This window comes from Methylobacterium phyllostachyos (assembly GCF_900103445.1).
GTDB classification, from domain to species: domain Bacteria; phylum Pseudomonadota; class Alphaproteobacteria; order Rhizobiales; family Beijerinckiaceae; genus Methylobacterium; species Methylobacterium phyllostachyos.
This window is the reverse complement of record NZ_FNHS01000011.1, coordinates 191,439-210,785: the sequence shown is the minus strand read 5'-3', so window position 1 is coordinate 210,785 and position 19,347 is coordinate 191,439. Positions and strand designations below refer to the sequence as shown.

Sequence of the window (19,347 nt, the reverse complement as noted above, 5' to 3'; positions counted from 1 at the left end):
GGGTTGGCGCGTGCACGCACGTGCTCGCGGTGTCGTATGCGGGGACCACATGACTGATCTCAAAACGCTTCTGTTGTGCAGTTCGGCTGTCTTAGTTTCGGGCGTCGCGGCGGAGGCGGCCGACCTTCCGACCACGAAGGCCGCGCCGATCGAATATGTGCGCGTGTGCAACGCCTATGGTGCAGGCTTTTTCTATATTCCCGGCAGCGATACCTGTATCCGCATTTCGGGTCGTGCGCGGTACGATTTCCTGTATCAGACCAGCAAGGTTCGCACCGGAACCGGCGGCGACCAGACCGGCTATCTCGGGCTCATGCGGATCAACCTCGATGCCCGCACACAAACCGATTACGGGTCGCTCCGCGCCTTCCTGCGTCTCGACATCGCCGACCGCAGCGGCCCCTTCCTCACCTCGGGATCGCGCCAGCGGGAGGGCTTGGCCTTCCCAGGCCTCGGGGCCGACGCCTTCAATCGGACCCAGACCTACGTCAACGCCGACAAGGCCTTCATCCAGTTCGCCGGGCTGACCGCCGGCCGGGCCTCCTCGTTCTTCGATTTCTACGCGCACGACTTCGAACTGATCGGCGGCACAGCCGGTTCAGATACGTTCAGCACGAACGTGCTGGCCTACACGGCGACGCTCGGCAACGGCGTCACCATGAGCGCCGCGATGGAGGATCCGACCTATCGCCGCTTCCCGATCTTCGGAACCGGTTCCGCGGTCGGCGCCTTCACGGGCGCAGGCGGGTTTGCCGGTTACAGCAATGCCTTCAATCCCTTCACCCCCTCGACCTTCCTGGCTCCCATCGTCATAGGGCCCGGCAACGTCGCCTTCGTCGACGTGACCCAGAAGGTCCGCATGCCCGACTTCATCGGCGTCGCGCGCATTGATCAGGCTTGGGGGTCGGCCCAGCTGTCGGCGGCAGTCCACGAGATCAATGCCGGCGACGCCAGCAGCGCGGTGGCCGGTGTCACGACGGCGACGACCGCCCTCGGCATCTCGCCCACCGGCCGTGCCGCGAGCGCCTACGGCTGGGCGGTGCAGGGCGGCCTGAAGGTCAATCTGCCGTTCATAGCAGTGGGCGATACCCTCTACCTTCAGGGCGCTTACGGCCAGGGCGCCCTGAGCTACACGGGTATCTCGAACTACACGGCTCCGTACGACGCTCTCGCGGCGGCGCCGGTGGGCGGTGGCTCCTTCGCGCAATACTACGCCGACGCCGTACTGAATCCGAACACAGGTCGGCTTGAGCTGTCGACCACATTCTCGGCCGTCGCTTCGCTGCTCCATTACTGGGGGCCCGCCTGGCGCTCGGCGTTCTTCGGAAGCTACGCGGAAATTGACTACAACCAGAAGGGCCGCAACGCCCTCGGTCTCCTCGGCTTCGGCTTCGCGCCCGCGGGCGCCAGCGCCGCCAACGCTTTGGCTTTCGCGACGAGCCCGGTGCTGCGCGGCAACAACCAGATCGTCACCGGCGCAAGCCTGATCTGGACCCCGGTGAAGGATCTCGATATCGGAGTCGAGGGTGAGTACGTCCGCACGGCGCTCAACAGTGGTGTCACGCCGGATATCTCGAAGAACGCGCTGCGCTACGTGAATGCACAGGACGCGGCGCAATTCCGGTTCCGCGTGCAGCGGGATTTCTAGCGCGATCGCTCCACATCTCGTCTGCCGTTCGATTGTCGAGGGCTTGGCCGAAAGGTCGAGCCCTCATTTATGTTCTGAATAGATTGCGGCTTAAGCATTTAAAATCTATTTTTATTGCGCGTCCCCCAGGGTATTGTACAAGTCAATCAGCTCCTCGGAGGCCTTTCTTGTCGCTGAGCGGGCGTTGGCTGCGGGTTCGAATTCGGCGGGCTCAGGTACCGGGGCAGGTCGTATCGAACCCAAAGCTTCAGACCCATACGACTTCGCCGACCGGGCAACCGGTCGGCTTTTTCGTGTTGCAGCCTCGCTCCCGGGCATTTCACCGGCGTCGCCGGAGCCTCCACGCGGTCGTCCGACGCGATGGCCGCGTCCCGGCTTCGCGGTGCCTCACGGACGATCGCCGCCCCCGCGACCATCCCTCCGGCAGGGCCGCAGGGCGGGATGGTGAGGGCCGAGCGCCAGGGGCCGAACGCGAGAGATCAGGGGTCGGAGCATCAGGCGCGGTGGCAGCAACTACGGGTAGATCCGCTTGAAACAGGTTTTATAAATTCAAACCCGTTCAAAGACCGAAAGAATTATTCCGCAAGAAAACATAGAATTTAAATCGAGGCTGCCGCACTGTGTACTCCCGTCGCTGATACGCGATAGTTCAGATAAGAGATCGGGTCATGAAAAATCTTGTTCTGGCGTGCTCGTTCGGCGCGATGCTGATCTCGGGCTCTGCCTTCGCCCAGGAAGCCGGCGCGCAGATCGATCCCAGCCTCATCGTCCGGACGAACGGCAGTGGTCTCGACGCGTGGTCTTACGCCGAGGGGAACGATAAGTCGGGTGGCATGTGGGAGGGCGCGACCGGCTACAGCGCGCCCGTGCCGCAGCAGCCCATCTATACCGGGTCCGTTCCGTCGAACCGCCAGTGGAGCCATCTCACCACCCGCCCGCGCCGTCACCGCGCGCCGGCCTACTGACCGGTCCCAGCGGCTCGTCGCCTGCCGCGGCAGGCGACGCCAGCCCTGGTGCGACGCCCGCCGGGTATGGCGCGGACCTCAGACGGCTTCGGTCGTGGCTGCGGCGAGAGCGATCGATACGTGGCCCTGATCGGGCCAGAGCAGCGTGACCCGACAGCCCGCCCCATCGCTGGCGATGTCGAAGACCGCGCTGTGCAGCCGCGCAATCGAATCGACCAGGCTCAGCCCGATTCCGAACCCGCTCTTATCGGTCCTGGACGCGCCGCGGCGGTACCGGGCTCGGACGGCGGTCAGCTCCGCGGCCGGGATGCCGCAGCCGTTATCGGTGACGCGGATGGCCGTGGGGTTCTGCAGGAGTGCGACTTCGACCCAGCCTCCGGACGGGGTGAATTTCAGGGCGTTGTCGATCAGGTTGCTCACGGCCTCGAAGATTAAGCTGCGGTCGCCCTCCACCACGGAGGCACCGTCGGGTCGCACCCATCGGAGCTGGATGTCCCGCTCAGCCGCGAGCGGCTCGTAATACTCGACGGCATCCTCAAGCAGCCGGCTCAGGTCGACCAGCGTGAAGCCCGATCGGCGCAGGCGATCCTCCATCTCGGAGATGCGCAGCAACGCCGAGAACCGGATGACGATCGACTTCACTTCGGCGAGCACGTCCTCGTTGCAACTGCGGAACGCCTCGATGGTGTCGGCCTTGCGCAGGGACCGCTCCAGCGTGCCGACGACCCGGGTGAGCGGCGTCCGCAGGTCGTGGGCGATGTTCTCGTTGACGCCCTTGATCTCCAGCATCAGCCGCTCGAGCTGGTCGAGCATGTCGTTCACCACGCGGGTGAGGTGGGCGAGGTCGGCCGAGACGCCGCGCGTCGGCAGCCGTTCGCTCAGGTCGCCGCGCATGATGCGGACCACCGCCGAGGTGATCGCGTCGTTCTGACGGAGCGATCCGACACCGAAGATCACGGCGCCGATCAGGCCGATGACGATGGTGGCCGCCATGCCCCAGGAGAAGGTCTCGACCAGGGCGTTCTCGAGGGACTGGAGATCCTTGGCCGAGCGGCTGACCAGGACGTACTCGCCGCTCGGCAGCTGCGTGAGCTCGCTGAACAGGGTACGCGTCCCGTGCTCCGTCTGCTGCGTCAGGACGAAGGGATGCCCGATCGGCGCCGTCGCCGGGTAGGGGATCGGCGCACCGGCGCGGCGCGCATGATCCGGTCCGAACAGTACGAGCGGGCGCCCGCCCTCCGCGAAATCCTCCGACGCGTCGATGCGGTCGCGCAGGGCCCGGGGCGGCAGGCTCAGGAGGTGCTTCGACTCCCACTCCACCCACTCGAACGCGGCCTTGCGGCCGTAGCTGCGCGTGTCGACATACAGGAAGCCGCACAGGGCGAGCGACGCGCCGCCGAAGGTCGCGAAGAACAGGCTCGCGACCCGGAAGCCGCTGGTGCGGCGAACCTCAAGAAGGCGCACGGAGGATGAAGCCCGTATTGCGCACCGTGTGGATCCGGGGATTCATCCCGTCCGGATCGAGCTTCTTGCGGATCTTGCCGATATGCACGTCGATGACGCTCGACTGATGGTTGAAGCTATAGCCCCAGACCGACTCGAAGATCATCTTGCGGCTCACCAGCACGCCGGCGTTCTGCATCAGGAACTCGATGATGGCGAACTCCTTGGGCAGCAGCTCGACTTCGCGCCCGGCGCAGCGCAGGACCCGCTCGATCAGGTTGAGGCGCAGGTCGCCGACGACCAGTTCGCTGACCGTCTCGGCGGCCATCTTGCGGCGGGCCAGCGCATCGACCCGGGCGGTCAGTTCGATGAACTCGAAAGGCTTAGCCAGATAGTCGTCGCCGCCGGCGCGCAGGCCGTCGACGCGCTCGTTGACGGCCGACAGCGCGCTGAGGATCAGCACGGGCGTCGAGACCTTGGCGGCGCGCAGCTTGGTGAGCAGCGACAGGCCGTCGATCTCCGGCAACATGCGATCCAAGACGATCACGTCGAAGTTACCCTCCAGCGCCTTCCGCAGACCGGTTGTCCCGCTCGGCGCCTCGTCGACCTGGAAGCCGTATTCGGCGAGCGCCAAACCGATCTCGGCGGCAACGCGGCGATCATCCTCAACGACCAATACACTGGGCATTCTTTTTTCCTTCTTATTTTGTATTCGGCTGGTCGGTTTGGTCTCCTGCGGTTTCGCAGGGGGGCTGGACTTATCCTCTTCAGGCGCGCTGTCAAATGGCGTTCGGTCTGCGCCGGCGGAATGCGTCATTTGGCCGGCAAAGCCTACGCGATCGTGAGGGGACTGGACCATGCGCCTCACTCCGCACTGGCCTGCTCGGGCAGCTTGGCGGTTGCCGCCGTTACGGCGGAATCGCCCTTCGGATCGACCCGGTCGCCGTCCCGAAGGGTCGCGGGTGGATTGAGGACGACCGTCTCGCCGGTCTTGAGCCCGGTGCGCAGCTCCAGCCGGGTGCCGAGATCGCGCGCAATCGTGATCGGGCGGAGCTGCACCGTGTCGTCGGGCTGAACGACCGCGACCCGTGTGCCCGTCGCATCGAAGATCAACGCCTCGGAGGGCACGGTCACGCGGGGATGCGTGCGCGGCACCGCGAAAGTGACCGTGACGTAGAGGCCGGGACGCAGGATCCCGCCCGGGTTCTTCACGTCGACCTCGGTGTCGAGGGTCCGCACGGAGGAGCGCAGGGCGACCGAGCTGCGCGAGACCGTCCCGTCGAACACGTGATCCGGCATCTGCGCGACGCGCACGCGGGCCTGCACACCGTCATGGATGCCCACCGCCGCCGATTGCGGCACCTGAACCGTGACGCGCAGGACATCCGTGCTGTCGATGGAGAAGAGCGGTGTCCCTCCACCGGAATCGGCGTGGACGAGGTCGCCCACATCGACCATGCGGGCGGTCACGACACCGTCGAAGGGCGCGACCACGTTCTCGAACGTGGTCAGCGTCCGCAGCCGGTCGACGGTGGCCTGCTGGGCCGTGATGTTCGCCTCGGCGACCTTCACCTTCGCGTCGGCGGCGGTCAGGGCCGCGGTGGCCGTCAGCATGCCGGCGCGGGTCTGATCGGCGTTCTGCTTCGAGGCCCAGCCCTGGCCGGCCAGCGTCGTGGTCCGGGCATCGGTGGCGTTGGCCAGCGTGACGTTGGCCTTGGCCTGCTCGACATCCGCGCGGGCGACGGCAAGCTGGGCCTGAAACTGGCCGAGCTGGGCCTCGGCCTGGCGTGCCTGCTGATCGAGGTCGGGGGCGGCGATGCGCACGAGCAGGTCGCCCTTCTTCACCCGCGAGCCGATATCCACCCGGCGCTCGGCGATGTAGCCGGTGGCGCGGGCGAAGATGTCGGCATGGTCGAAGGCCTCGGTCTGGCCCGGCAGGGTCAGGGATGTCGGCCGATCGTCCTCTGTGGCCGACAGGGTGCGCACCGTGGGAACGAAGTCGACCGCCTCGGCCTGCGTCTCCAGCGAGGCCTGGTAGGTCTGCCAATGGTGCCAGCCGCCGAGGCCGAGGGCGCTTCCGAGTGCCAGGACCGCCACCAGGAACGGCCGCTTGCGCGGGGGCGGCAGATCGGCGTGCGCCAGCGTCTCCCCGGCCCCGTCCTGCCGCAGCGGATCGATCTCGACGGCGTGGCGATGTGCCCGCTCGGCGGCCGCGTGGGCGTCGAACGCGTGAGCGTCGGAATCTAGGCGCATCAATAATCCTCGAGGGGCTTGATCGGGTTGTGCCGGAGCAGGGTGTAGAGGAGCGGGACGAAGAGCAGCGTCGAGAGCGTGCCCATGCCGATCCCGCCCATGACCGCGCGGGCGAGGGCGGCGTTCTGCTCGGCGCCTTCGCCCGATCCGATCGCCATCGGGATCAGGCCGAGGAACATCGCGGAGGCGGTCATCAGCACCGGCCGCAGCCGGGTATGGCCGGCCATCAGGGCGGCCTCGCGCGCCGAGCAGCCCGTGGCCTCCCGGTGTTCCTTGGCGAAGGTGACGAGCAGGATTGAGTTCGCGCTCGCCACGCCCACCGACATGATCGCCCCGAAGAGGGCCGGGATCGAGAAGGCCGTGCCGGTGATGAACAGGCTCATCACGATGCCGCAGAAGGCGAGCGGCAGCGCGGCGATGACCACGAAGGGATCGACCCAGGTCTGGTAGTTCAGGACGAGCAGCAGGTAGACCGCCACCAGCGCGATCCCGAGCCCGATCTCGATGCGCGTGAAGGCGCTCTCCATGCTCTCGATCTGGCCACGAACCCGGATCTTGTCCGGGGCCGGCAGACGGGCCTGGGCCTCGGCGACGATCGCGTCCACGGCGTTGCGGACGCTGCCGAGATCGGCATCCTGGACGTTGGCGAGGATGTCGAAGGTCGGCTGCTGGTTGACGTGATTGATCACCGTCTGCTCCGGCTGCCGCTGCATCGTGGCGATGTTCGACAGCAGGATCGGAATGCCCGGCCTGTCATGGCCGGTCGCATGGACCGAAACCGGCGTATTCATCAGCTGGTCGATGTCGGCGTTGCGCCATTCCGGCGTCTGGACCCAGAGCTGATAGGGCATCCCAGACTTCGGATCGGCCCAGAAGTTCGGACTGACCTGGAAGGAGCCCGACAGCGAGACATTCATGTTCTGCGCGATGGACTGTTCGCTGACGCCCATCTCCGAGGCGAGCCTGCGGTCGACGTTCACGGACATCTGCGGCGCGTCGACGATCTGGTGGAGGTGGACATCGACCGCCCCGCGGACCGCCGAGATTCGCCGTACGAGATCGCGTGCCACGGCCAGATCCTGGGCGTCGTGGCGTCCCGACACCTGTACGTCGATCTGCGCGATCGTGCCGAAGTTCAGGATCTGCGTGATGATGTCGGAGGGCTGGAAATAGAAGACATCGTCCGGGAAGGCATCGCGCAGGACCCTGCGCAGGCGCTTCTCGTAGAAGGAGATCGGCTTGTGCTCGCCCTTCAGGTTGATCAGCATCTGACCGTCGTTGTAGGCGACGAACGATGCATCCATGAAGGCGAAATTGTAGTTCGAGGCCGGCAGGCCGATATTGTCCAAGATGAGGCCGAGCTCGTCCTTGGGGACCACCTGCCGGACGACGTCCTCGACCTGCGCGAACCGTTTTTCAGCCTGCTCGATCCGCTGGCCCGGACGGGTGCGGATATGCAGCGTCATCTGGCTGGATTCGATCGGCGGGAAGTAATCCTGCCCCACGAGGGGGAAGATCGCCGCGGTCAACACGAAGACGGAGAGCACGCCGGACAGGGCGCGGCCGGGGTGGCGGAGCACCGCGGAGAGAAGGCCGACATAACCCGCGTGGAACCGCGTGAAGCCCCGCTCGAAGGCGCTTCGGAAGGCGAGCGCGCCGCGCAGCGGATACCGCAACACCCAGAGGAGCGGGCGTCGCGCAAAGCCGAGCAGCCGGCCGAGGAGCGAACGCCGTCGCTGCGGCGCCACCCCGTCGGCTGCCGGCTTCGGGCCGCCGTGATGCCGGGCGTATTCCGGGGCCACGAGGACGTCGATCAGGATGGCGACGAGCGTCCGCGACAGCAGGTATGAGGTCAGCATCGCGAACACCACCGCCTCGGCCTGCGGCACGAACAGGTAGCGGGGCGCGTCGGTGAGGAAGAAGACCGCCGAGAAGGCCGAGCAGATCGCCAGTGTCGAGATCAGCGCCGGCTTGGCGATGCCCGCGACGCCCTCGACCACCGAGCGCCGGAACGGGAACCCCTCCTCGAACATCCGGTAGGTGTTCTCGATCGCCACCGTTGCGTCGTCCACCAGGATGCCGACCGCGAGCGCAAGGCCGCCCAGCGTCATCACGTTGATGGTCTGCCCGATGGCGACCAGGATCGACAGGGACGTCAGGATGCAGAGCGGGATCGAGACGAGCACCACGAGGGTCGAGCGCCACGAGCCCAGGAACAGCAGGATCGCGAGACCGGTGAGGCCGGCCGCGATCACGGCCTCGCGCACCACGTCGGCGATGGCGTCCGAGACGAAGACCGACTGATCGAACAGCGGCGTGATCGTCATGCCCTTCGGCGCGGCCGCATGGATGTCGGGCAGGGCGGCCTTGACCGCGTTCACGACGTCGAGGGTCGAGGCCGCGCCGTTCTTCAGCACCTGCAGGAGGACGGAGTGGTGACCGTCGGCGCGGACGATGTTGATCTGCGGCGGCGAGCCGTCCCGGACCTGGGCGACGTCCCGGAGGAGGACCGGCTGGTTGTTCTCGACCTTGATCGGGATGCGATTGAGCTGATCGACGAGGAGCGGGCTCGAATTCAGCCGGACCGTGTATTGCTGCATCCCGATCTTTGCGAGCCCGGAGGGCACGACGAGGTTCTGCTTGAGCACCGCGTTCAGGACATCGAGCGGCGTCATGCCGATCGCGCGCAGCTTGGCGGGGTCGAGATCGACCATCACCTGACGCGGCGCACCGCCATACGGGGACGGCAGGGTCGAGCCCGGCACCTCGGCGAGCCGTCGGCGGGTCCGATACTGGGCGTAATCGAACACCTTGGTGAGGGGCGGCGCGGACGACGACAGGGCCATCTGGATGACGGGGACCGAGGATGCGGAGAACCGCATGATCACCGGCGGCTGCACCCCGGGCGGCATACGCGAGCGGATGGCGTTCATGGCCGAATCGACCTGCGTCATCGCGAGATCGATACTGACCGCGGAATCGAAGTAGATCCGTTCGGTCACGGTCCCCTGGATCGAGGTCGACTCGATCCGCCGGATGTTGTTCACGTTGCTCGACAGCGAGAACTCGCTGTAGTTCGTGATGCGCTGGACCATATCGGTCGCGTCAAGGCCGTTATAGGTCCAGACCACGACGACGACGGGTATATCCACGGACGGCAGCACGTCCTTCGGCGCCACCGCGATCGAGCCGATGCCCGCGAGGAACATGAGAACGGCAAGAACATAGAAGCTCTTGCGGAATTTCAGGGCGAACCGAACAAGATCCATCGGTCAATCGCGTTTTTCGCCAAAATTCTGCGGCTCTTCAGGCCGTGTTTCGGGCCTCAGTCAAAGACGGCAGAAGGAGGCTCGGATTGTGGAGGGGGAGCGGGACTTATGCTCTGCTTCACGGTTATATAAATCACTCCCGAGAGTGCTTCGAATGAATTCGCCCTTACATCTTGAACAATTTTTTTGTTACCGAAAAAGACGTCTCCGGTATTTTAATAACTGAGCTTCGGGGTGCATGTGCATCCCAGCCCTATGACGGGACCGCAGAGGGATCGTTTCAGCAATGAAATTGGTTTTTAGAAATTAAATCCGGTTTGATTTTCTAGCATCGTGTTCAATTGCGTTCGGCACGGGCGACGTATAGCTAAATGGTGATCGTTGTTGATTTATCGATAATTAATCTTCGACTCATTGGCTCATTGATCTTATGCGATCAGCCCATGGAGTTGTCTTGATCATATTGAAATAGACTCTCTAACGATCGCATGATCTCAGTCCGATATTTCGCTTAAGCTGTCCAATTTTCGATGAACGATGCTGTAAATCTTATCGATGTCTCGACACATACACCTTAATCATTGCAATGAATGTCGGAATTGATCTGTTTGGAAAAACCAATGCTTTTCCGAAAAAGTCTCATCGTCTCTATCCTTCTAACCTCGTTCGGCCTGATGACGCCGGCGTGCTCTGAAAGCGAGATGCCTGCCGGCGGCGCATTCATGAGTAGTTACACATCCGATCCCTATTTCGATCCGCGATCACAATACTCTCAGCGTCACGCGTTGGGGGACATCGGCGGACAAACCATGCTGGCAGAACCTTTGGGCGCTCAGCCACCGTGCGCCCTTTTTGATAAGCCGTGTGCCGACCGGTTCGAGCGGACACGGCACCATGCTTATCCTTAGAACCGGTTGATCGCCGTCCGAGCTGCGACCGGCCGGCCACCGCAGCCCGATACCGCGCACTTCGGAGGCCTGTGGCCATGCCGGGTGTAAGCAGCCGGCTGGGCTGAGGATGCTACAGCGCAGGCCGTGCCCACCCTCGATCGCTTGCGAAAGGCCGCTGAACGGCTGGATCGGGCGTGTCATTGCTAGAACGGCGGCAAAACAGACGACCGCTTCCGCGAACTGCACGGCCACGTGTGGTCGCCTGCGTTGGGGTGTCAGGAGGCCGTTTTCGGCCAGACTGCGCCATGCTGGACCGCCATCCAGCGCAAAGCCAGCCATTCGGCTTCGCGCCCAATCAGGACATCCAGCCGGCGCATCGCGAAAGCAGACGCGTCTGGGCGCCTCTGACGTGAGGGAGCAGGGGCCACTCTCGGTCGTGACAGCATCGAAGCGGACCGGCGTCAGCGCCGAAGCGCAGCCTCTCAAGACCGCCAGAGGTGCCCGGAACTGTCCCGATCACCTGTGGTTCCCCAATCGCATGGCCCGTTGCTTCCGAGGTGTATCGTGCGTGTTCGCGAGCCCGTCTCACGCCGTCGCCTGATCCAGTCCGGAGCTGTCGCCGCCACGAGTACCTTGATCGGGATCAGAGGAGCCGCAGGCTTGGAGACGACGTCCGACCGGCCGACCGACGCTCCAACAGGGCGTCGAACGAAAACCCTCGATCCGAACTACTTCCAGGGAATGTACGCGACCGAAGCGGATCCGTGGCACTTCGCCACGAGCCCGTACGAGCGCGACAAGTACGCCGCGACGCTGGCTGCCCTGCCGCGCGCCCATTACGCATCCGCCCTGGAAGTCGGCTGCTCGATCGGCGTGTTCACGCACCAGCTCTGTCGCCGCTGCGACACGCTGATCGGCCTCGACGTGGTGCCGTCCGTTCTGGAGGCGGCTCGTGCGCGATGCGCCGATTGCCCGAATGCGCACTTCCAGCTGGCGGCCGTCCCTGGCGCTTGGCCGGACGGGCGGTTCGACCTCATCGTGATCTCGGAGGTGGCGTACTATCTCGACCGCGCCGATCTCGCGCGTCTGGTCGCACGGGTCGAAGGCGCCCTGTTACCCCAAGCCGATATCGTTCTGGTCCACTGGCTTGGCGTGACCCACTATCCACTCTCCGGCGACGAGGCGGCCGAAGGCTTCATCGCAGGCGCGCGGGACTTCGCGACGGTCGTGAAGCAGGCGAGGACGGCCGAGTATCGGCTCGACGTGCTGCGCGCCAGCAAATCCGACGCCGGCTAGAGTTCGGTGACAAGAGTACGGGTGCATGGCCGTCAGGCTCTGCGCCGTCTTCGCACCGTCGCGAGCGCGTACAGGACGAGGCCAGCCAGCATCATGAGCAGACCCGCCAGGGACTGGAAGGGTCTCACCGCCACGAGATAGACCATCATGAACAGGGTCACCGCGAGGAAGACCAGCGGCGTGAACGGATAGCCCCAGGTCCGGCACGGTCGTGGAAGGTCGGGCCGGGTGATCCGGAGCTTGATCAGGCCGAGCACGGTCAGGAAGGAGCAGGCGATCAGGCCGAACTGGACGAAGGCCAGCACCGCCTCGAAGCTCTGCGTCAGGAGGAGGAGGCTGGCGACGCCGCCTTGAAGCAGGATTGCGGCGGTCGGTACGCCGTTGCGCGCGCGGCGCGCGAACAGCCGCAGGGGCGCCACGTCCTCACCCATCGCCACCGTCACGCGGGGACCGATCCACATCATCGCGCTGATCGTCGGAATCAGGCCGGCGCAGATCAGGAGGCCGACGAGGCGGCCACCCGCCTCGCCGAAGACGTGACGCCCGGCGATCACGGCGACCTCGACTTGGCCGGCGAGCTCCGTCAGCGGCGTCGTGTAGAGGAACACCGCGTTCAGCGCGACGTAGAGCACCACCACGCAACCCGTCCCGGCCAGCAAGGCCCGCGGCAGGCTGCGCTGCGGATCGCGGAGCTCGCCGACGATGTAGGTCGCGGCGTTCCAGCCTGAATACGCGTACATCACGAAGACCAGGCTGACCGCGAAGCCGGCGCTGACGATCTGCGTGAGGTCCTGCGCGCCGGGGGCGAATCCGATGGGTTGCCCCCCGCCTCGGGTGACCCCCACCCCGATGAACACGACGATCAGGGCGAGCTTCAGCACCGTGAAGCCGACCTGAAACACGCTGCTGTGGCGCAGGCCGCGCAGGTGAACGGCCGAGACGAGCCCGATCACCGCCAGACCGAGTAGAAGCGCGGGCGCGCCGGGCAGAACAGCCTCGGCGTATTGCCCGAACGCCATGGCGGCGAGCGCCACCGGCGCGGCGAACCCGACGGTGGCCGAGAGCCAGCCGGCCATGAACCCGACCGCCGGACCGTACATGTGCGAGAGGAACGTGTACTCGCCGCCGGAGCGGGGAAACATCGTGGCGAGTTCGGCGTAGCAGAGCGCCCCACAGAGCGCGACGCCGCCGCCGACGGCCCACAGCAGGACCAGGGCGAAGCCGGACGGGACGTCCCGGGCCTGGAATCCAAGGCTGGTGAAGACCCCGACGCCGATCATGTCGGACACCACGATGGCCGTCGCCGTCAGCGTCGAGACAGCTGGCAAGCTCCGGGTGGCCCTTGGTCGATCAACCATCACTGCCACCTGCCGGGATCCGTGGCGCTCATGACAAGCCGAATGAGCGCCAGCCAGTGCTGCGTCTGTGAGAAACCAACTGAACGGCGGTCGCGGAGCCGTCGATTAAGTCGCAGGCCGCGATGGCTCGCAAACCGGGAGACTGGACTATCGTCCGGCAGCACCCGCGCGCCGACGCGTGACCGCGCGAGCCCGACGCGGATTGCGGCTCGTCGAGAGGCTACGATGAAGCGGCGCGCGCTCCTGGGTTAGGAGCGCGGACCGCGGCGCGGAGCCGGGTGTCTCCGGGCTCGCCCCGGTGCGCAGGCGTTCGCGCGCCGCAGAGCTGGATCCGATACGAAGGCGAGACCGATGACGACCCAGGATCTGCCAGACTTTCCGCCCGAGGCGTTCGCGAAGCCTGATCCTGCGCCCGACTCGCTCTTCTACGCGCAGCCGCGCTTCGTCACGCATATCGACGCCGCGGCGATCGCCGCCGTCACCGATCTCTACAGAACGGTCGTCCCCGAGGGCGGCATCGTCCTCGACCTGATGTCGAGTTGGGTCAGCCACCTCCCGGACGAGGTCGCCTACGCGCGCGTCATCGGCCACGGATTGAATGCGGCGGAACTCGCCGCCAACCCGCGCCTGACCCAACACTTCGTGCAGGACCTCAACGCAGAGACGAACCTGCCCCTCGAGACCGCGAGCGTCGACGCCGCTTTGATGTGCGTCTCGGTGCAGTACCTGCAGCGGCCCGGGGCCGTCCTGTCCGAGGTCGCGCGCGTGCTGCGTCCCGGCGCCCCAGTGGTGATCAGTTTCTCCAACCGGTGCTTCCCGACCAAGGCGGTCGCCATCTGGAATGCCCTCGACGGCGCGGGGCATGCCCAGCTTGTCGGTCTGTACCTTCAACGCGCCGGCTTCGCCCGTATCGAGGGCCATGCCCTCAAGCCTGAGGGAGGGCCCGGCGATCCCATGATGGCGGTGATCGGATGGACGGCTGCGGGTTGAGTCACCCTGCAGAGGTCGGTCCCGTCGGACAATCCGTCCTGGTTCGTGCGCGCCGATCGCCTTGACGCCGCTCCGACCGTCAGGACGCCGCGTCCGCGTCGGATCAGACCATTCCGGACGGGTCGTGCGCCGGGAACCAGTTGCCGTGAAAGCCCGACGGGATCCGGTGCCCGAGGCGGCCCGGCTCGTCGAGCCCGCCCCCGATAGCGGTGAACACCGTGGCGTAGGCGATCACGTCCAGGATCACCTGCCCGTCCGCGTCCTCGTAGGCGTTGGCTATGTGGAACACGAAGCAGGGATCGACCTCGCACCGGAGGATGTCGGCGCCGTCGCCTTGCCGGGGCAGGAGGCCCACCCGAGCCCCGTGGCGGGGGTTCCATCGGAACGGGAAGCGGTACCCGGCGAGCAGGGCCCGGAACGAGAAGGTCACGGGTAGATCGAGCACGATCACGAAGCGTGCCGTGAACGCGCAGTCATGGATGCAGGGGCCATGCGCGACCGGGATCGCCACATCCCGCACGACCTGCCCGGTCGGCGCGACGACGACGTGGCGGACGCTGTCCCAGACGCGGCCGTCGTAGGCGATCGCGTGGGTCTCGCCGGTCCGCGGGTCGCGATGCGGGTGCCCGGTGAAGGACCCGGCCAGGGTGCCGTCGAACGATCGCCTTGCCGGACCGTGCTTGCGACGCCGCGCGGCCGTGAGCCCACGACAGGTCGGTCAGACCGTGCGTGGCCTCGCGCATCGATCCGACGGGTCCACGGTGTCCCCTGGCGGATCCAGGATCGACGATGCGCAGGAACCGGGGTCTCTCATGGTGATTGGCTTGCCGAGCCGGCGTCCTCGCCGGCCGGGAGGATGACATGTCCGAGGATACCGAAAAGCACCGGGCCTTGCTCAGCGCCCTCAGGGCCGCACAGGGGACGGGCGATGGCTCCTTCGAGCAGGCTGTCACGAAGGCCTTCGAGCACGTCTTCGACCATCTCGGACGCCTCAACGATCACGTCTCCCCCGGTGGCCCCGATGGCGAAGACCGCCACCTGAAACCCGGCGAGTCGCCGACCCTGCGATAGGACAGGAGGGGCCGTCAGGTGACGCGCACGCGCACCCGGTGCCAGCAGGTGCAGAGGTAGCCCTTGTGGTTCCAGACGTCGTCGGGCAGCGCCGGCTGGGTCTGGCCGGCCGAGTCCCAGGCCCGGACGGCGAGGTCGTGCTCCCCTGGCGGCAGGTCGAGCTCGGCGGTCCAGAAGGTCCAGGCGAACGGCGCGTCGGGGGCGTGTTCGAGCGCTGCCTGGATCCAGCTCCGCCCGCCATCCCCGGAGACATCGACGCGGATGACGGCCCGGTCGCCCGCGACCGCGTAGCCCCGGATCCGGCACGCCCCGGGCCCCAGAACGGCGCCGCGTGCGGGCTCGCAGATCGCCGCGTTCAGCGGCAGGGTGTCGATGGTGTGGCCCCGGGCCGGATCAGCGGTCTCGGCGGTTACATCCGGCGGATACAGCTTGTAGTCGCCCGCCTGGATCGGGTGGTCCGAGGGATGATCCTGCACCGTGATGCGCCGCAGCCATTTGGGGCTGCGCACGCCCGCGAAGCCCGGCACCACCGCGCGCATCGGGAAGCCGTGCTCGGGCAGCAGGGGTTCGCCGTTCATGGCGAAGGCCAGCAGGGTATCGTGAGCCAGCGCCTTGGCGAGGGGGATGGAGACTCCGTAGGGGCGGCCATCGACCACGTCGTGGCTCTCGAAGGCGACGTGGCGGTCCGTGCCTGTGCGGGCCCCGGCGGCGCGCAGGAGGTCGCCCAGGCGGACGCCCGTCCAGTCGGCCGTGCCGATGGCGCCGCCGTCCCAGGGGTCTCCCGAAACGGGCGCGACGGCACGCATGTCGGCCCGCCGATTGCCGGCGCACTGCAGCGTCGCCGTCACCGTGACGGTGCGGAAACGGCCACGCAGATCATCCAGCGAGACGTCCATCGGCGTGTCCACAGCGCCATCGAGGGTGAGGCGCGATGTCTCCGCGTCGATCTCCGGCACGTCGCCGTGGCAACGGACGTAGAAGTCGCCGGCACGGGTCCGGTACGCGGCGCGCAGACGGTCCAGGGGCGGCTCGGCATTGTAGGGTCGGTCGCCGTGGACGATCAGGCGCGCCTTGCGCTCGGTCAGACTCGACATCGGGGCTTCGGCTCCATGGGTCCACGGCGTGCATTCGGTGGGCGAAGTATGCCGGAGGGCAAGCCGTCACCGACCCGGCCAGACCGGTTTCCCGACGCGCGGCCGCCCTCTCCCGCCGCGTGCAGGCCCGTTATTCAGCCTTGCGATGACCGCGCCCGTGCTGATCCTTGTCGGCGCCTGCCGCCGCGGCGGCTTCCTTCTCGGCCTTTCCCGCAGTTGCATGACTCGTGGCAGCGTCGCTGGTCGCGCCGGCCTGTGCGTTCGACGCGGCCGATTTCGGGTGGCCCTTGCCCTCCGTCGGCGCCTCAGCCTTCCCACCCTCAGCGACCATAGGATGGCCGGCATCGGCCTTGGCGCTTCCGGCCGCTTGGACCTCGGCCGCCTTCTGCTCCTGCGCGCTCCTCGTCGTGTGCTGCTGTCCGTCGCCGGACTGACCCTTCGCGGGATTCGACATCGTGACCTCATCTGCCGTGGTCACGCGGCAACGGCCCATTGCGGTCGCAGTTCGGATGAGGCGATCCGGTGCGACGAATGGCCGAACGCGGCGCACCGCCCGCGCGGCGTCCCGCCCAGACATTTCGACGACGTGTGGGCCTGGACGCGCCAGGGCGATCACCGTCGTCATCGTCGGTCCCTGCCGCCCGACCGCTTCGAGCAGGCGGACAACCGCGCCGTCATCGGCGAAGCCCCCCGCTCTCTGGCGGTTTGGGGGCTGCAGTCCGCTCGAAGGCTTTGTCGTCGGCGAATGGGTTGGATCGCGGCGCCGGTTCGCTTCTCCAACAGCTGGTTTGGGGAACGGACGGGGCGCTTTCGGCCCCATGCTGTCGGCCACGCTGCTCGATCTGCCGGCGAGCGGACGTTCCGGAAGCCTGCGTTGGGCGGTGCCTAGCCTTAAAGATACGCGGACCGGATGGCGGCACTTGGCGCGGAGCGGAACTGGTCGTCGCGGCCTTGGTTGCTAAGCCATGTTTTCACCATGTCCCCTCCGGCCCCGCAGCCTGGCTTTCGCGTGAGCGTCGATCTCAACGTCGGCCAAGGCTACGCGCAGTGCTGCCACGCCGCGCCCCAGCACTTCCGTATCGAGGGACGCGAGGCGCTGTTCTCCGACCGCGCACCCGCCGCGTGGGACCGCGCCAAGATCGAGCGCGCATGGATCGCCTGTCCCGTTCCGGTGATCCGGGTCGAAGGCAACGGCCAAGAAGGTGCATGAGATGGGCCATGGCCAGCCCCGCCGCGCGGTGCCGGCCTCGCAGCCCTGCGCGGGGCCGAGGCGATGCGGGATGCAGGCTTCTCCGGCTCTCTCACGATGGTCGGGGCCGCACCCTGCCAACTCTACGACCGGCCGCTTCCTCGCCCTCTACGGCCGAGAGGGATGGTGTATCGCGGCCGTAGAGGGCGATGGCGGGCGCTGGCTGCCAGCCTATGCCGAGCAGATCGCGGCAGCTGCACCCGTCCCGCCCGGGGAGACGGTCATCGACCGGGCGGGCTCACGCGCCATCCTGGCCCCCGGCTTTTCTTGACGCGCAGGCACCGGATCCAACATGGCCGACGCAACTCTCCTCAACCAGATCAAGGACTTCTCCAACCGCGCCGACCCGTACCCGCTGTACGCCCGGCTGCGGCAGACCCCGGTCTCGCGCCAGAACGACGTGGGTCCGGAGACCGAGTCTCCGAAGGACGAAGCACAGGGTGTGTGGGTGGCAGCGAGCCACGATGCGATCCTGCGCTTGCAGAACGACCCGCGCATCAGCGTCGAAACCACACCACCGACGAAGCGCCCGTCCACCGGCAATCCAGTCACGGACTACCTCGTCAATCCGATCAAGAACCGGATCACCGACAGACACCAGCCATTCTTGTTCCGCGACCCGCCCGCGCACGACCTCCTGCGCGCGGCCACCGTTCATCAGTTCACCCCTACGCGCGTCCAGGCGATGCGCGCCCGCTCGGAGAAGCTGGTCGGCGAGATGCTAGACCGCAAGCTGGGCTCACGCGAGATCGACGTCGTCGCCGACCTCGCCTACCCCCTGCCCGTCGCGGTGATCTGCGAGTTGTTCGGCGTACCGGAGGGGGACGAAGCGAGTTTCCATGACTGGTCGAGCCAGCTTGCCACGGCGGTGGAGCCTGGTGTTGTCGTCAGCGAAGAGACGCGCATCGAGAACGCCCGGATCTTCGATGCCATCTCGGATTACTTGGCCGACCTCGTGGCCGAGAAGCGTCGCCGACCGCGCAACGACCTCCTCTCAGGGCTGGCCAACCACGCCACGCCTGACGGCTACAGGATGGGCGATCTCGATCTGATCTCGACGGCGATCCTGATCCTCGTCGCCGGTCACGAGACCGCGGTGAACCTGATCAGCAACGCTTGGCTCACGCTGATGCGCCACCCGGACGAGTTGGAACGCCTGCGCGCCGATCCGGGCCGTGCCCCGCGCGTGGTCGAGGAGGTGATGCGCTACGATCCTCCGGTGCAACTCGTCAGCCGCAAGACCCTCAGCGCCATCGACATCGCCGGCACAACGATCCCAGAGGGCGAGGCTCTCGTCCTGATGCTCGCCGCCGGCAATCGCGATCCCGCCGCGTTCACGGACCCGGATCGGTTTGATCCGGATCGCTCTGGCACGCGCCACCTCGGCTTCGGCGGGGGCCTTCACTACTGCGTCGGCGCGCCCTTGGGCCGGTTCGAGGCCGAGGCCGCACTGACGGCACTGGCTCGCCGCCTGCAGGCTCCGCGCCTGATCGAGGATCCTCCGCCCTACCGCCGCCCGGCGACCCTGCGCGGACCTGAGTGTTTGCGAGTGGCCGTCGAGAGGATCCTATAGCCTGCATCAGCGTCCGACAGGCTGTTCCCAGCCGACTGCTTCGCGCCCAACGCAATGACGCGAAGGGCGTGCGCAGCGCCCCCGCGGCGACATGGCCTGCTGCCCGCGACACGCCTCCCCTGATCTGCCGCTGACCAGGAGCGAGCGAGATACCGGTCAGGAAGTCGTTTCTGTCGTGCAGGACATGCACCGGTACGCAGGCCCTCGCACATCCGGCCGGGCGTTCTTGGAGACGAAACGCGGGTCGC

The 19,347-nt window shown here is 66.7% G+C and carries 14 protein-coding genes and 1 pseudogene; 7 read left to right on the top strand and 8 right to left on the bottom strand.

Features of this window, described 5'->3' with window-relative positions:
* The first annotated feature begins 49 nt into the window (after nt 1-49).
* A complete protein-coding gene (locus BLQ49_RS18850) occupies nt 50-1,648 on the top strand; it encodes a porin (RefSeq protein ID WP_091718409.1) in 1,599 nt (532 codons plus the stop codon).
* A 668-nt stretch (nt 1,649-2,316) separates the two neighbouring features.
* Nucleotides 2,317-2,613 (top strand): hypothetical protein, encoded by a 297-nt coding sequence (locus BLQ49_RS18845; protein WP_091718407.1) that lies wholly within the window; start codon nt 2,317-2,319, stop codon nt 2,611-2,613.
* A gap of 78 nt (nt 2,614-2,691) precedes the next feature.
* On the opposite strand, the gene BLQ49_RS18840 is transcribed toward BLQ49_RS18845, so the two are convergent.
* The 4 genes from BLQ49_RS18840 to BLQ49_RS18825 all read right to left on the bottom strand — a co-directional run bounded on the left by BLQ49_RS18840 (nt 2,692) and on the right by BLQ49_RS18825 (nt 9,578).
* Complete coding sequence (locus BLQ49_RS18840) at nt 2,692-4,077, bottom strand: sensor histidine kinase (RefSeq protein WP_091718405.1); 1,386 nt, start codon at nt 4,075-4,077, stop codon at nt 2,692-2,694.
* Entirely contained in the window at nt 4,064-4,744 is a 681-nt protein-coding gene (locus BLQ49_RS18835) for a response regulator transcription factor (protein ID WP_091718403.1), read from the bottom strand. The genes BLQ49_RS18840 and BLQ49_RS18835 overlap by 14 nt, the downstream gene beginning before the upstream one ends.
* Before the next feature lie 176 nt (nt 4,745-4,920).
* A complete protein-coding gene (locus BLQ49_RS18830; RefSeq protein WP_091718401.1) occupies nt 4,921-6,309 on the bottom strand; it encodes an efflux RND transporter periplasmic adaptor subunit in 1,389 nt (462 codons plus the stop codon).
* The gene (locus tag BLQ49_RS18825) at nt 6,309-9,578 is read right to left on the bottom strand and encodes an efflux RND transporter permease subunit (protein WP_091718400.1); all 3,270 of its coding nucleotides are present in this window, start codon (nt 9,576-9,578) and stop codon (nt 6,309-6,311) included. Before BLQ49_RS18825 ends, BLQ49_RS18830 begins: the two co-directional genes overlap by 1 nt.
* Nucleotides 9,579-11,209: 1,631 nt before the next feature.
* On the opposite strand from BLQ49_RS18825, the gene BLQ49_RS18815 reads away from it, so the two are divergent.
* Nucleotides 11,210-11,764 (top strand): SAM-dependent methyltransferase, encoded by a 555-nt coding sequence (locus BLQ49_RS18815; RefSeq protein WP_091718396.1) that lies wholly within the window; start codon nt 11,210-11,212, stop codon nt 11,762-11,764.
* Between the two features lie 32 nt (nt 11,765-11,796).
* On the opposite strand, the gene BLQ49_RS18810 is transcribed toward BLQ49_RS18815, so the two are convergent.
* Entirely contained in the window at nt 11,797-13,122 is a 1,326-nt protein-coding gene (locus tag BLQ49_RS18810) for an APC family permease (protein ID WP_091718395.1), read from the bottom strand.
* Nucleotides 13,123-13,473: 351 nt separating this feature from the next.
* Here BLQ49_RS18810 and BLQ49_RS18805 point away from each other — a divergent pair, with 351 nt between their 5' ends.
* Complete coding sequence (locus BLQ49_RS18805) at nt 13,474-14,112, top strand: class I SAM-dependent methyltransferase (RefSeq protein WP_091718393.1); 639 nt, start codon at nt 13,474-13,476, stop codon at nt 14,110-14,112.
* 103 nt (nt 14,113-14,215) lie between these two features.
* On the opposite strand, the pseudogene BLQ49_RS18800 reads toward BLQ49_RS18805, so the two are convergent.
* Nucleotides 14,216-14,761, bottom strand: a pseudogene (locus BLQ49_RS18800) (carotenoid oxygenase family protein); the annotation flags it as partial.
* 212 nt (nt 14,762-14,973) lie between these two features.
* On the opposite strand from BLQ49_RS18800, the gene BLQ49_RS18795 reads away from it, so the two are divergent.
* A complete protein-coding gene (locus BLQ49_RS18795) occupies nt 14,974-15,183 on the top strand; it encodes a hypothetical protein (RefSeq protein ID WP_091718391.1) in 210 nt (69 codons plus the stop codon).
* 14 nt (nt 15,184-15,197) lie between these two features.
* Here the strand turns inward: BLQ49_RS18795 and BLQ49_RS18790 are convergent, their stop codons facing one another.
* Nucleotides 15,198-16,277: a molybdopterin-dependent oxidoreductase gene (locus BLQ49_RS18790; RefSeq protein ID WP_091718389.1), complete on the bottom strand. Its 1,080-nt coding sequence runs from the start codon at nt 16,275-16,277 to the stop codon at nt 15,198-15,200.
* Nucleotides 16,278-16,407: 130 nt separating this feature from the next.
* Nucleotides 16,408-16,731: a hypothetical protein gene (locus BLQ49_RS18785; RefSeq protein WP_091718500.1), complete on the bottom strand. Its 324-nt coding sequence runs from the start codon at nt 16,729-16,731 to the stop codon at nt 16,408-16,410.
* A 555-nt stretch (nt 16,732-17,286) separates the two neighbouring features.
* On the opposite strand from BLQ49_RS18785, the gene BLQ49_RS18780 reads away from it, so the two are divergent.
* Entirely contained in the window at nt 17,287-17,487 is a 201-nt protein-coding gene (locus BLQ49_RS18780) for a ferredoxin family protein (RefSeq protein ID WP_425284014.1), read from the top strand.
* A 331-nt stretch (nt 17,488-17,818) separates the two neighbouring features.
* Nucleotides 17,819-19,099, top strand: coding sequence for a cytochrome P450 (locus BLQ49_RS18770; RefSeq protein ID WP_091718387.1), 1,281 nt, complete (start codon nt 17,819-17,821; stop codon nt 19,097-19,099).
* Nucleotides 19,100-19,347 lie beyond the last annotated feature (248 nt).